At 34.0% G+C, this 13,803-nt stretch carries 13 protein-coding genes; 9 read left to right on the top strand and 4 right to left on the bottom strand.

Features of this window, described 5'->3' with window-relative positions; all coding sequences use genetic code 11:
* Positions 1-227: 227 nt before the first annotated feature.
* The 4 genes from spxA (at position 228) to FC97_RS03920 (ending at position 5,143) form a co-directional block, all read left to right on the top strand.
* A complete protein-coding gene (gene spxA, locus FC97_RS03935) occupies positions 228-626 on the top strand; it encodes a transcriptional regulator SpxA (protein WP_054643068.1) in 399 nt (132 codons plus the stop codon).
* Positions 627-877: 251 nt separating this feature from the next.
* On the top strand, positions 878-3,433 hold the full coding sequence (locus FC97_RS03930; protein WP_054643069.1) for a BspA family leucine-rich repeat surface protein: 2,556 nt from the start codon (positions 878-880) through the stop codon (positions 3,431-3,433).
* Positions 3,434-3,559: 126 nt separating this feature from the next.
* Positions 3,560-4,234, top strand: coding sequence for an adaptor protein MecA (locus FC97_RS03925; protein ID WP_054643070.1), 675 nt, complete (start codon positions 3,560-3,562; stop codon positions 4,232-4,234).
* Between the two features lie 48 nt (positions 4,235-4,282).
* On the top strand, positions 4,283-5,143 hold the full coding sequence (locus tag FC97_RS03920; RefSeq protein ID WP_082397543.1) for a competence protein CoiA: 861 nt from the start codon (positions 4,283-4,285) through the stop codon (positions 5,141-5,143).
* A gap of 50 nt (positions 5,144-5,193) precedes the next feature.
* Here the strand turns inward: FC97_RS03920 and FC97_RS03915 are convergent, their stop codons facing one another.
* Complete coding sequence (locus FC97_RS03915; protein ID WP_054643072.1) at positions 5,194-5,847, bottom strand: DsbA family protein; 654 nt, start codon at positions 5,845-5,847, stop codon at positions 5,194-5,196.
* Between the two features lie 144 nt (positions 5,848-5,991).
* On the opposite strand from FC97_RS03915, the gene yjbM reads away from it, so the two are divergent.
* Genes yjbM through mgtE form a run of 4 tightly spaced genes read left to right on the top strand, consistent with a single transcriptional unit; the run spans position 5,992 to position 9,730 of the window.
* A complete protein-coding gene (gene yjbM, locus FC97_RS03910; protein ID WP_025084617.1) occupies positions 5,992-6,648 on the top strand; it encodes a GTP diphosphokinase in 657 nt (218 codons plus the stop codon).
* Positions 6,645-7,457, top strand: a complete 813-nt coding sequence (locus tag FC97_RS03905; protein WP_025084616.1) for an NAD kinase — start codon at positions 6,645-6,647, stop codon at positions 7,455-7,457. Before yjbM ends, FC97_RS03905 begins: the two co-directional genes overlap by 4 nt.
* Entirely contained in the window at positions 7,444-8,364 is a 921-nt protein-coding gene (locus tag FC97_RS03900) for an RluA family pseudouridine synthase (RefSeq protein ID WP_054643073.1), read from the top strand. Before FC97_RS03905 ends, FC97_RS03900 begins: the two co-directional genes overlap by 14 nt.
* Positions 8,357-9,730 (top strand): magnesium transporter, encoded by a 1,374-nt coding sequence (gene mgtE / locus FC97_RS03895; protein ID WP_054643074.1) that lies wholly within the window; start codon positions 8,357-8,359, stop codon positions 9,728-9,730. Before FC97_RS03900 ends, mgtE begins: the two co-directional genes overlap by 8 nt.
* Before the next feature lie 104 nt (positions 9,731-9,834).
* Here mgtE and FC97_RS03890 read toward each other — a convergent pair whose 3' ends face one another.
* The 3 genes from FC97_RS03890 to FC97_RS03880 all read right to left on the bottom strand — a co-directional run bounded on the left by FC97_RS03890 (position 9,835) and on the right by FC97_RS03880 (position 12,462).
* Complete coding sequence (locus tag FC97_RS03890; RefSeq protein ID WP_054643131.1) at positions 9,835-10,479, bottom strand: copper homeostasis protein CutC; 645 nt, start codon at positions 10,477-10,479, stop codon at positions 9,835-9,837.
* Between the two features lie 90 nt (positions 10,480-10,569).
* On the bottom strand, positions 10,570-11,409 hold the full coding sequence (locus FC97_RS03885; protein ID WP_056953907.1) for an undecaprenyl-diphosphate phosphatase: 840 nt from the start codon (positions 11,407-11,409) through the stop codon (positions 10,570-10,572).
* Between the two features lie 33 nt (positions 11,410-11,442).
* Positions 11,443-12,462 carry a lactonase family protein gene (locus FC97_RS03880; protein ID WP_054643075.1) on the bottom strand — a complete coding sequence of 340 codons (1,020 nt, stop codon included), beginning with the start codon at positions 12,460-12,462 and terminating at the stop codon, positions 11,443-11,445.
* A gap of 68 nt (positions 12,463-12,530) precedes the next feature.
* On the opposite strand from FC97_RS03880, the gene FC97_RS03875 reads away from it, so the two are divergent.
* On the top strand, positions 12,531-13,745 hold the full coding sequence (locus FC97_RS03875) for an AI-2E family transporter (RefSeq protein ID WP_054643076.1): 1,215 nt from the start codon (positions 12,531-12,533) through the stop codon (positions 13,743-13,745).
* The last annotated feature ends 58 nt before the right edge of the window (positions 13,746-13,803 follow it).

Raw genomic sequence — 13,803 nt, 5'->3', positions numbered from 1 at the left:
AAGTACTATAATTAATAACTAATACAATAAATTAATCTGAATTTATGTTATTTGTGAAAAAAATACATAAACGGCTATTTATTGGGTACATGTTTTCACAATTAAACGATTTTCGAACAAATATTCGTAACTTTTTATTGAAAAACTATAGATTTTATTAATGCAATGGGTTACAATATTATTGTGTTTAAAGAGTTTGATACTACACAGGAAAGGAGAGATTATATATGGTAACCATTTATACATCTCCAAGTTGCACATCATGTCGTAAAGCCAAGGCTTGGCTCGAGGATCATGACATTCCTTACAAAGAAAGAAACATTTACTCTGAACCTTTAAATAAGCAAGAAATTAAACAAGTTTTACAAATGACTGAGAACGGTACGGAAGAAATTATTTCTACACGTTCAAAGGCATTCCAAAACCTTAAGGTTAATTTGGACGATTTAACAATTGATCAATTGTTAGATCTAGTTCAAACAAACCCTGGTTTGTTAAAACGTCCTATTATTATGGATGATAAACGTCTTCAAGTTGGCTTTAATGAGGACGAAATCAGAAGATTCTTGCCTAGAAGTGTTAGAACTATGGAACTTCAAAAGGCTCAATTAATGGCTGGATTATAAAATATGAACAGAGCATTTCCTAGCGGAAGTGCTCTTTTTTTGTCGCCAAAATTGATGAGAACTTTTTGAACAATCTTTTAAAGAATTTATTCACAATAGAACAAATATATTTATATTAATTGAAAAAGTATATTCATGACATTTGATATAATTCACCTTAAGAAAACGATTTCAAGGTGGACATTATGCATATATTCAGAAGATTCATTTCGAATAAAAACAATTTTGTCATATTGTCGGTGATACTACTTTTGGAAATCTTGAGTATGACCGTTTTTGAGACAAGTAATATACAAGCAGCTACGACAAATGATGTGCAACAACTGTTAAATCAGAATGCCGCCAATTTAATGAACAATGAATCTCTTGCACAAACTGATGATTTGGTACCCACAGCAGCGACAATCACGTATAGCGGCGTCAATGGTACAGCTAATTGGGATATTGACAGTGCAGGAAAATTAACGGTTCATGCGGGGCAATTAGCTTACGGTGTGGGCAATTGGAAGAATTACGCTAGTTCAATTAAAAGTGTTTATGTAGAAGATGGGGTAAAGGTAAATGGTGACTTTGTTACGTCAAATGGTGATAATGGAGTTTTTTCAAATTTAGAAAATGTTACGACAATTGATGTAACCAATTTAGATGTATCAGCAGCTAGGACATTGGGATACATGTTTAGTGGTGATAAAACATTAACAGAAATAATTGGTCTTGAAACTTGGAGAACACCCAAAGTTAATTGGCTCAGTAGTATGTTTTACGATAATAATTCTTTAAAAAGCTTGGATTTGTCGAACTTTGATACTAGTCAAGTAAATAGCTTTTCTAGTATGTTTATGAATTGTCGTTCGTTAGAGTATCTTAATATATCGGGGTTCGATACTTCTAAAGCTGACAGTTTAAATCTTCTTTTTCTGGGGGTTCCTGGTGAAATAATTGGATTAAAAGGTTTGGATACATCCAATATAACTTCTATGAGGTCAACATTTCAGAACGTAAATTTCATTAAAAATAATCCTGATGATATCAGGGATTGGGATGTTTCTAATGTTACGGATATGTCAAGCTTATTTAATGGAAGTAAGTTTAATGAGTTGGATTTAAGCAAATGGAATATAGGTAAAGTTACAGACATGTCCTCAATGTTTAATGGTGATAGTAACGTTTCACAAGTTAAAGGAATTAAAGCATGGGATACTTCGGGTGTAGAAAATATGTCTTCAATGTTTGCAGGGGTAACCGATAGTGATCTTTCGATGGTAAATGATTGGAATGTCTCAAATGTCACTTCAATGTACTCAATGTTCGGCAATTGTTCTAATTTGGCAGAATTAGATTTGTCCAATTGGAGTACTCCAAAGTTAAACAATGTGAAGAGTATGTTTAACAATGATAAATTACTCAACGAAGATACGTTGAAAGGATATGAAACTTTAGTTACTGATAAAACTTTGTATATGGGTTCTATGTTTTCAGGAACAGGATTCAAAACGATTGATTTATCACAGTATGATACTTCCAATGTGAAAGACTTAAGCAGCGTATTTATGGGAACTACTAAATTGCAAAAGATAATTGGTACGTTTGACACTAGTTCGGTGGTTGATATGACATCATTATTCAGTGGCTCGGTTATTACTGACTTTGATGGTTTAAATATTGTTGATTGGGATACCTCAAAAGTTGAGAACATGAACCGTATGTTCCTAGGAACATCGATATCGAATTTTGATTTCTTGAAGGATTGGAATACTTCGTCCCTGACTGATTTAAATTCGACATTTTCAAGAAATACTAAGGTTAAGACGATACCGTTGGTTAATTGGGATGTGTCTAAAGTTAAGAGCTTTTATTCGACCTTTTATGGTTCTAGTGCGTTGGAGAGTTTGCCCATTGAAAACTGGAATGTTACTAGTGCGATAACAATGTATGGGATGTTTTGGAATGCATCTTCTTTGAAAAAATTAGATTTCTCTAAATGGAATACTCCTAATGTGAAAAATTTTTATGCAATGTTGAATAGTACCTCTGGTCTAGAAACAGTCGATCTCTCAGGATTGGATACCACTAATGCAACTGATATGAATTATTTCTTTGGCGCAGAAAGTAATCTGTGGAAGATTACGCTTGGTTCTAAATCAGTTATGAAAAATCTTCAAGGGCAGCCAAATACGACTGGAGTTCAATTTCCAACTCCTGTCGTAGGTAAAGAAATTAATGATTCATCAACTTCTGAATCTTATAGTGCAATTAGTGATAAATGGCAAAAGGTTGATTATGCAAATGGAGGTTCTGACCATCAACCAGTGGGAAATCTCTTTTCAGCACAAGAAATTGTTGATCAATTTTCCAACGTAGGTAATCCAATTACTACGTATGTTTGGCAGCAACATCCAATTATTAATATAAAAATGCAAGTACCGGATATTGATTTTGGTACGATCAATAATGCACCACAGGTTTTTCATCGGAAAAATAAAGATTTTGCTATAACAATTAATAATAATAATTATCCGGCTGATAAGGTTGTATCAAAGATCACAGTGTCCTTATCTGAACCCTTAACTACGGCAGATGGACAAAATACTCTAGAAAATGCTTTGGTCTATCGTGAAAAGAAAAAGAGTAGTCAAATTCTGTCAGATACTCCAACAACAGTTTATGAGGATGAAATTCCTGATGGAGTTAGTTCAATTGACTGGGATGATGATAGTGGAATCCTTTTAGATATGAACAATGAGCCGTACGCTAAGAGCGATAATTATTCAACCACCTTAAATTGGACTATGGTTAACAGCTTATAAGTCGTTATTTTTGACTAGCTTTTCGAGTTTTAGTATATTATTTGAATGACTCGAATTATCGGTATATGATAGTTGAAATAGTTTATAAGACTGTTAGAATGTAGATACAGAATTGAGGTGACTATGATGGAGATGGATCGACTTAATGAGAATACAATCAGAGTCATTCTTAGTACGGAAGATTTACAAGAACGTGGTGTAACTGTTTTAGATTTGTTGGGTAACAAGAAACAAATCGAATCGTTCTTTTACAGTATTTTGGATGAAGTTGATAAGGATCATGTCTTTACGAATAATGAACCAGTTACTTTCCAAATAATGCCAAACAAAGCGGGTTTGGAGCTGTTAATCAGCAAGAGTGATGATTCTGAAGATACAGATTCATTGCCATTAAATGGGCTACAAGGTTCGGTCGTTAATAATAATGATGATACTAACGAGGCAAAAATGGGTACTGAGGAATATGATAGTGATACAGCACCATATTTGAATGACCCAGATACACCTACGAAGACGGTTATTGTTGAATTTAAAGACTTTGAGGACTATGTCCAATTGGCTGATTTATTACACTTAGAAAGTGGAATTTCAAATCTTTGGGAATATGACAATAAATATTACTTGCAATTGATTCTGTTTACAGATGAAATGCATGAAATGACTTATAGTGATGTTTTGGCTTTACTTAGTGAGTATAGCTTTAAAACAAAGGTCACAGCAGCTGTCTTATCAGAGTATGGTAAGGAAATTATGTCCAAGACAGCGTTGGAACTTACTAGATATTATTTTGATAAAAAATAAAACCAACTCAATCGGGGTTGGCTTTTTTTTACGTAATTTTATCTAGAGGTGATAGAAGTGTATGCTGCTTTAAATGAAACGGGATTATTAGTTGATGCACTGCAGGCAAAAAAAGGGAATAATTATTATTGTTGTCATTGTAAACAAAGGGTGAAATTAATCATTACAGAATCACGAATTTATTTTCGACACAGAAATAAATGTAATAATGAAATAAATGAGCGCCTGATTCATCAAAAAGGTAAAAAATTATTAATGAGTGAATTAAGTAAATTGAATCTGCAATCTTTAGCAAGTGAGGTTTATTTGTCAAAAATTAAACAGCGTCCAGATATTTTAGTTAATGAAAATTTTGCGGTTGAGTATCAGTGTGCACAGATCAATGTTGGTATTTTGACTAAGAGAGTTGTTGGATATCGTAGTGCAGGAATAAGAAATATCTGGATCTTAGGCGGTCATTATTTAAAAAGTAAATTAGGACGTGAGCATTTAAAATTTATTTCTTATAATAAAACCTGGCGATTTTATCTATTAACTCTAGATTCACATCAAGGGATAATGACACTTTTTTATAATATTGAATTCATCGGTCCATTTAATAAAGTGGTTTATCGGAAAAAGATTTTTCCAAGGACAGAATTTTGTAAGTTGTTTATATTTCGACCAAAATTAATTCAAAAATCGAGAATATATACTGATAAACGCTGGTTAAAGAAAATTCGAAAAAAGAACGATTCAGTATCACAAAAGTTCAAATTAAACTTTTATACAGTACACAAAATGACTGTAGAAGAGTATCTCAAAGAAGATAAATTTGAAGCTGAATTTCCTATATTTGCTAATCCAGCTTGGCAAAGACGTTGTGGTCAAATGCCTAAGCGATTGAAGCAACCATTGTTAAAAAAATAGCTACTAGAAACCCCATTGTAAGGATCTAGTAGCTATATTTATTGGTAAAACTATTTTCTAAATCTATCTAAACTGATAACTGTTCCAGATGTAGAAACATTACTGGCAATATCTTGTGGAAGTTCTCTTTCTAGCATGATGTTAATGTTATTAGTAATATCTTCTTGAGAAGTAGATTCTCCGAAGTTGTTGATCATCATACCTGGTTTTTCATCATCTTCACAATCAAAAATCACAGCTGTTGGAGCTTTTTGAATATGCATTTCCATTGATAATTGTTGATCACGTTTCAGGCCTTGGCTAACACACTGGCTTTCTTTGTCAGTCATAATGGATTTGTAATCAAGCCCACTATTGTTAATTACGCGTCTGATAGTGTTATCATCAAAGGGATTATTCAAAATATTTACTTGTTCTTGAAGATTCATTAAAAAGTTACGTGCTTTTTTGTTACCCTGACAGGATGCTGCTTTATATAGTTTTGCAGCTTCAATTACATCTTGAGATGCACAGGTACGTTCCTTAATGTCGGTAATCTTGAAACCTTTTAATTGAATATAATCGTTAATTGTTGCCATATTATAGTTCGTCACAAAATGATATTGTGTATCAATATCGTGTTTTCTAGTGAAGTCAATGATTGCTTGTTCCACTTTTAAACAATACGAACATAATGGATTAATATATAAAAATACTTCCCACATTATGTTTCCCTCCATCTCTATTGCAATGTCATTCTACCAACATTTTTAAAAAAGGTAAAATTTTAAACTCAAAGATTGGTAATATTTATATTTAGATGAATCTTTTACAAAACTACGATATATTTATATTAAAGCGAGGTTATTATGTCAGAAATCAAATGGAATGAGTTTTTGATACCTTATTCACAGGCAGTGGATGAGTTAAAAATCAAATTTAGAAATCTACGAAAAGAATTTCTTGAGAAAAATGAACATTCTCCTATTGAATTTGTGACAGGACGTGTTAAAACGGTTGATAGTATTAAGGAAAAGATGCGTCGCCGATTTATTTCTAAAGAATTATTGGAACAGGATATGCAAGATATTGCGGGAATAAGAATCCAGTGTCAATTTGTAGAAGATATTTATGAAGTAGCTAAATTATTACATATTCGTGAAGATATGCGAGTTATTGAAGAGCGTGACTACATTGCTAATAGTAAGCCAAGTGGTTATCGTTCTTATCACGTAGTAATTGAGTATCCAATTCAAACTTCCAATGGACAGATAAACATCCTTGCTGAGATCCAAATTAGAACTTTAGCAATGAACTTCTGGTCAACAATTGAGCATTCGTTAAATTATAAATATAAAGGTGATTTTCCTGAAGAGATCAACGAGCGTTTGAAACGAGCCGCTGAAGCTTCCTTCATGTTGGATGAGGAGATGTCCAAGATACGAGAAGAAATTCAAGATGCTCAGCAATACTTTACAGATCGAAAACGGGATTTAAATGGCCCAACGGAGCAGGATAAAAAATGAAATTATGGATTAATAATAATAATAAAGAACAGTCAGTTCAAGCAGCAAATAAATTACGTAGTAAGTTGTTGAATGCTGGTTTAATTTTGGATCGTCGTAATCCACAACTAGTTATAAGTGTAGGAGGCGATGGGACACTTCTAAGTACCTTTCACGCCTATGCGGCACATTTGGATAGTGTGAGATTTTTAGCTTTGCATACTGGTCATTTGGGCTTTTATTCTGACTGGACGGATACAGAGATTGATGAATTAGCTAAACGAATTATCGAGTGTCAGGATAATATCCCTTCAACTAGTTATCCTGTTTTGGATATCGTTGTTGAAAACAAAGAGGGTTCACTTTTTCATGGAATAGCTATCAATGAAACTGTTGTCAGACGTTTGTCTTCTTTAACTATGAAGACGCGGGTTGACTTAGATAAAGAATTCTTTGAGAGTTTTCGTGGGGATGGACTCTGTTTTTCAACGCCAACGGGTTCAACAGCTTATTCTAAATCAGTTGGTGGTGCTTTAATTCATCCAAAAATTAGTGTCTTTCAAATGATTGAAATCGCGTCGATTAACAATCGTGTTTATCGGACGATTTCTTCGCCAATCATTATTCCTCACAATCAACAAGTTGATCTTTATCCGCAGACAGCTGATGATTACGTTATTAGTTGTGATGGAATTACTACAAAGCTCAAAAATGTTAAGAAGATTACAATCAAACTTAATTATCAACGAGCCCAATTTGCCCAATATCGTCATAGACACTTCTGGACTAGAGTAGAAACAGCATTCTTAGCACAAAATGAAAAAAAATAATCGTTTCCTAAAATTTATAGTCAATTCTCATGATAAAAAAACCATCCGTAAGTTTCTCGTGCAACATAAGTTTTCCTCTAGTCAATTGCACAATATGAAAAATAAGGGTGGGCGTATTTTTGTCAATCATAAACAACGACATTTTAATTTTCAATTACATGATGGGGACGAAATGTTGATTGTTCTTAATGCTGAGGAACCGTCTGATTTGATTAAACCAATGACAGGATCAGTAGATGTGATCTTTGAGGATAACTATTTATTAGTTGTCAACAAGCCGCCGGGGATAGCCAGTTTACCTGCTAAGGCTCGTGATAGTAAAACAATGGCTAATTTAGTTAAGGCATATTTAATTTCTAAAAAAGAAAACAGTACGATTCATCTGGTTACCCGTCTAGATCGTGACACCTCAGGTTTGATGGTATTTGCAAAGACGTCGTATGCACATTCATTGTTAGATCAAATTCTTCATACAGAAGATTTTCAAAAGTTTTATTTAGCAATGATTTATGGTCATATTCAACCAACTACTGGATTAATTGACTTGCCTATAGGTATCGATCCGGATGCTTTTTATAAAAGGACAATTGATCATCAAATGGGGAAGAAGTCACAGACTGTTTATAAAACAGTGGAGAATTACGACAATGGTAGTTTGTTAGAGCTTAAATTGTTAACAGGACGAACCCATCAAATAAGAGTACATTTATCAGCGGTTGGGCACCCCATTATTGGCGATGACATGTACAGCCAAAAAGTTGACTCTCGAATTCATCGTCAGGCGTTACACTGTTATAATCTACAAATCGTTCATCCAGTAACAAAAGAGTTGTTAAATTTAAAGGCGCCTTTACCTCAGGATATGGTAATCTTAAAGAGTGTGTTAAGGGGTGAGAGAAATGGATGAAAATGAAAAGAGACTGCAAGAAAAATTTGAACAGTTAAAACGGTACCTCGATAGTGATGACAAGAAAAGGTTTCGAAAAACCTATCTTGATATGCATTTTTACGATCAAAGTACGTTCTATCTCACTTTAAATAAAGAAGAACGAGTTACGCTTTATTCCATCTTGGAACCGGATGAAATGGGTGATATGTTCGATACCATTGAAGATGATAATCCAGCAATTCCTGAATTATTGAAGGAAATGGACTTGGATTATGCTTCTAAAATGTTGAACGACATGTATGACGATAATGCTGCCGATGTTTTGGAACATTTAGATAAAGTTGATGTTGACCGTTTCTTGGAGCAAATGCCTAAAAATGATGCTAATAATCTAAGAGGATTATTACATTATGATACAGAAACAGCTGGTGGTATTATGACTACCGACTATGTTCAGTTTCACGAGGAAGAGACAGCATCAGTAGCTATTAAGGCCTTGAAACAATTTGCTGAAACTGCAGAAACAATTTATTATCTGTATATATTAGACAATCATAATGATTTAGTTGGAGTAATGTCGTTACGTGATTTGATTATGTTAGACGATAATGCCACTTTAGGCGATCATATGAATAGTGACGTTATAACGGTGAATGTAGATGCTGAGCAAGCGGAAGTAGCCCAAGTCTTCAGAGATTATGAGTTTTTAGCTGTTCCAGTAGTCGATCATTCAAATAAAATGGTCGGTATCGTTACGGTTGATGATGTTATTGAAGTTATTGATGATGAAGCTCAACAAGACTATTCTGGTTTGGCCGGTGTTAGTATGGATGAGGCCAATAATGACGGTCCATTCAAGGCAGCTTCAAAACGATTGCCTTGGTTGATAACTTTGTTATTACTGAGTATGATTACAGCTACTTTAATTAATCATTATGAAAGTCTTTTAGCTGAAGCTAGTATTTTAGCGGTTTTTATTTCTACGATTACAGGTACAGCTGGTAATGCGGGTACACAAAGTTTGGCTGTGGCTGTTAGGCGTCTAGCAGTTGAAGAAATTAATCGTCACGAATTTTTAAAGCTGATAGGTAAGGAATTGATTACTGGTTTTGTAACTGGACTAGTTACTGGTGTGTCGGTCTTTCTATTAGTTGGTATTTGGAAACATAACTTTGTTTTAGGTATGGTTATTGGTTTAGCTATGTGTGCCGCTATAACGGTGGCTAACTTAGCTGGTAGTTTAATTCCAATGTTAATGTCTAGTTTTGGATTTGATCCTGCTGTGGCCAGTGGACCATTTATTTCAACATTAAGTGATCTGACTAGTGTCTTGATTTACTTCAGTATCGCTGGTGTATTTATGCAATATTTCGTTAAGGCTTGAAAAAAGTAGAATATAGGAATTAGTTTCCATTTATAAAAGATTACTAAAAAAGCTCAGTATAACGACCATCAAGGATGATTGTTACACTGAGCTTTTTTTAGTAGCTATTTATTAATACCATCGATAACTTTAGTACCGTGGACTTCTTTGACACCTAACTTTTCAGCAATAGTGTCGCAGTTTTGATAATTAACACCACCACCAGGCAGGATAGTAATTCTACCCGCAGCATAATCAACATATTCTTTGATTTTACCCACTGTTTGATCAATAGGAGTAGTTAATGGGCCGCCGTGAGTAAGAATACGATCAACATCGTGATCAACTAACCAATCAATAGCAGATTTCTTATTATCTTCAGCTAAGGCATCGAAGGCCATATGGAAAACAATTTGCATACCGGATGAAGCAGCAATTAATTGTTCCATTGCATCTTCATCTAAATCACCATTGGTAGTCAATGCACCGAAAGCAACTCCATCAACACCCAACTTTTGAGCCTGAAAGAGGTCAGCTTCCATCATTTTGATCTCTAAATCGTTGTAAACAAAATTTCCACCACGAGGACGAATCATTTCAACAACGGGAATAGATTTTTCCTGTAGATATTTTGTGCTTTCTTGAAGAACCCCTAAGCTAGGAGTAGTACCACCAACGGCAAGATTGTCGTTTAACTCGATTCTATTAGCACCTTTTAATACAGCAGTAGGAATATTAGTAAAGTTTTCAACAGCAACTTCTTTAAAAATAATAATCAACCCCTCTTATATTTGTTTTATTAAAAATAAAATCCCGACCAATTATAATACAATCGATCGAGATTTAACTAGCATATGAAATTAAGCCATCAATGCTTTAGAACCAAAGTAAGCAATTACGATAATAGCTAAGATGATTCTGTACCAACCAAAAGCCTTGAAGTCATTACGTTTAATGTAATCAAGTAAGAATTTGATTGAAGCATAAGCAACGATAAATGATACCAAAGTACCAACAAGAAGAATTATCGTTTGATCACCAGTAAAGGTATTACCATGTTTGAAATACTTAAATATTTTCAAAAGACTAGCACCAAACATTGTTGGAATAGCTAAGAAGAAAGAGAATTCAGTAGCTACGAATCTAGATGTACCAACTGTCATACCACCTAAAATAGTTGCACCGGAACGTGATGTACCAGGGACTAGTGAAAGGACTTGGAAAAGTCCAATTTGAAAGGCAGTTTTGTATGAAAGACTGTCCAGATCAGCTGTTTGAGGATCTTTATTCTTGAGCCAATTTTCAACGACGATGAATAAAATACCATAAATTAGTAGTGTGGCTGAAATTACTTGCCAACTAGTAAGATGTTTATCCATCCAGTCGTTTAATGGAAGTCCGATAATTACGGAAGGTAAGATAGCAACAATAACTTTAAACCAAATACTCCACGTTTGTTTCTTTTCTACATTGTTTTTCTTAGGTGAGAAAGGATTCAATTTGTGAAAGTAGATGAGGATAACGGCTAAGATCGCCCCAAACTGAATAACTACCATGAACATGTTGATAAAAGCTGTGGGTTCGTTTAATTTAACGAATTCATCAGCCAAATACAAATGTCCAGTTGAACTGATAGGTAGGAATTCAGTGAAACCTTCGATAATACCAAGGATAATGGTTTTAATGATTTCAATGAACATAATAATTAATTATTCTCCTGACTAAATTTGGAACTAAATAAAGTGTACACATACACACTCAGGAATGGAAATATTATTTTCCAAACTGGTCAAAATTCCTTTTTTCATATTTCTCTTAAAGATAGTGATGTTATCTGAATCTTGGTTGGCTGCAATCAAGTACTTTTCAGAAGGATCTAAATCAAAGTCACGAGGGCCTTTGCCATCTGATGAGGTAGTATTGATCTTCTTGAGACGGTCACCTTTTTCGTTAACGCCGAAGAGAGCAATTGTATCAGCTCCACGAGTTGAGGCGTAAAGGAACTTACCGTCCTTTGTGATACGGATAGCTGCAGTAGTGTTCTTTTGTTCATCTTTAGCAGCTTCAACTTCATCAACCAATGTTAATCCAGCTGTTTCAGCATTATATTCCATGACTAAAACCTTAGATGATAATTCACAGGCAACGTAAACATATGGCTTTGTTGGATTGAAGACTAAATGTCTTGGTGCATATCCAGCAGGTGCAATATAGTTATTCATCAATTTAGGATTCTTAGCATCAGATATATCGTAAATGTAAATACGATCAGCACCGTAATCACAAATAATTAGTTTACCATCTGGTGTAAGGCTGCTGAAGTGGGGCTTAGATTGATCTTGTTCAACACGAGGACCATGACCTTCAAATTTAACCTCAGAATAGTGCTCAATCTTGCCGTCTTCAGTTAAATGGTCAATCTTAACTTTGCTCAAATGGAAATAAGCACTAAAAATCAAATTACGGCTAGCATCGAATTTAACATATGATGGTGAAGTTTCTTCCGAGAAATCTTCATCCAACAATTTTGGTTCGTCATCCTTGATATCATAAACGACGATACCACCACGATCGCCTTTTTTAGCTAAAGCAATCAACTTTAAATTATTTGTTACATCAATATATGTAGGACCGTTTAATTCAACTAGGACTTTAGGTGTGGATAATTCACCATTATCGGAATTGAATTCAGCTGAATAAACACCTTTACCAGCTTTTTTTGTGTAACCACTAAAGAGAACCTTTTCAAACATTACAAAAACCTCCAAACATTGTATAGTATATAGTATATTCTTAATAGAAAATTTTTGGGGAGTACTTTATGAAAGAAACGCCGGAAAAAAGAAAAAGTTGGTTTTACCAATGGTTCTTGAATAACCAATTGACGGTGATTTTGATTAATGTTTTCTTAGTATTTTTGATAATTTATCTTTTTTCAAAAATAAAATTTGTTTTTGATCCACTTAATCAGATTTTAGGAATAACTATGCCACCAGTTATCTTGGCTTTGGTATTATATTATTTGATTAATCCATTGATCAATGTTCTGGAAAACAAATTTCATGTTAATCGAATCATCTCAATCACATTTGTTTTTATTATTATTTTGGCACTATTAATTTGGGGCGTTATGTCCTTGATCCCATTTGTTCAAGATCAGATTGATTCGTTGGTTAAAAATTGGCCACAATATTGGAATTCCTTGAATAAGAGTTTGCAAAATATGTTTTCTGATCCCAAGTTACATATGGTGCGTGAACGCTTAGTACAAACGAATGCTAGTATCACAAAGAGTTTTGAAAAATCAATGGACCAGATTCTACCACAAACAGTCAATAATATTAGTTCTGCTGTTAGTGTTTTGACTAACGTAGTCGTTATCATTATGACGGCACCATTTATTTTGTTCTTTATGCTAAAAGATGACCGTAAATTTAAAGAATCGATTGTTAAAGTGATGCCTAATCGTATTAAAAAGTCAGTGGGTGATATGCTTTCTGAAATCAGTCAGTCATTAAGTTCTTATATAACTGGTCAATTGACTGTGGCATTTTGGGTTGCTGTGATGTTCTTTGTCGGCTACCTAATTATTGGTCAAAGATATGCTTTAGTTTTAGGTATTGTAGCCGGAATATTGAATTTAATTCCTTATATCGGTTCCACTTTGGCCTTAGTGCCTTCACTAGTTATTGCAGCCTTTATTGCACCATCGATGGTATTAAAAGTTTTAATCGTCTTTGTTGTTGAACAGACAGTTGAAACACGTGTAATCTCTCCAATAATTGTTGGTAATAAAATGCAGATGCATCCAGTTACAACTATTTTGGTCTTGCTAGTTTCAGCAGGGATGTACGGCTTAGTCGGTATGGTTGCTGGGATTCCAATCTTTGCCATTTTAAAAATTATCTTTACACGATTCTTCAATTGGTTTAAACGTAATTCTAGTTGGTATGACGATGAAGATATTGAAAATTTGGATACAGAGCCGGAAACAAGTACAGATAATGAAAAAAAATCTCAAGAAAATCACAAATAATTCATTTTTCTGTTGTCTAGACCGTACATGTCGTATATAATACACTATGAGTTTGCGG

Origin of the sequence: Companilactobacillus kimchii DSM 13961 = JCM 10707, assembly GCF_001435445.1 — a bacterium.
GTDB classification, from domain to species: Bacteria; Bacillota; Bacilli; order Lactobacillales; family Lactobacillaceae; genus Companilactobacillus; species Companilactobacillus kimchii.
Note: the sequence above shows the minus strand (reverse complement) of the source record. Positions and strands in the feature narration are given on the sequence as shown.

What these genes read in the sequence shown, in the direction of transcription:
- FC97_RS03885 (WP_056953907.1), bottom strand. Translation starts at nt 11,409, where the DNA reads ATGTTCATTGAAATCATTAAAACCATTATCCTTGGTATTATCGAAGGT.
- FC97_RS03925 (WP_054643070.1), top strand. Translation starts at nt 3,560, where the DNA reads ATGGAGATGGATCGACTTAATGAGAATACAATCAGAGTCATTCTTAGT.
- yjbM (WP_025084617.1), top strand. Translation starts at nt 5,992, where the DNA reads ATGTCAGAAATCAAATGGAATGAGTTTTTGATACCTTATTCACAGGCA.
- mgtE (WP_054643074.1), top strand. Translation starts at nt 8,357, where the DNA reads ATGGATGAAAATGAAAAGAGACTGCAAGAAAAATTTGAACAGTTAAAA.
- FC97_RS03880 (WP_054643075.1), bottom strand. Translation starts at nt 12,462, where the DNA reads ATGTTTGAAAAGGTTCTCTTTAGTGGTTACACAAAAAAAGCTGGTAAA.
- spxA (WP_054643068.1), top strand. Translation starts at nt 228, where the DNA reads ATGGTAACCATTTATACATCTCCAAGTTGCACATCATGTCGTAAAGCC.
- FC97_RS03905 (WP_025084616.1), top strand. Translation starts at nt 6,645, where the DNA reads ATGAAATTATGGATTAATAATAATAATAAAGAACAGTCAGTTCAAGCA.
- FC97_RS03900 (WP_054643073.1), top strand. Translation starts at nt 7,444, where the DNA reads ATGAAAAAAAATAATCGTTTCCTAAAATTTATAGTCAATTCTCATGAT.
- FC97_RS03875 (WP_054643076.1), top strand. Translation starts at nt 12,531, where the DNA reads ATGAAAGAAACGCCGGAAAAAAGAAAAAGTTGGTTTTACCAATGGTTC.
- FC97_RS03915 (WP_054643072.1), bottom strand. Translation starts at nt 5,847, where the DNA reads ATGTGGGAAGTATTTTTATATATTAATCCATTATGTTCGTATTGTTTA.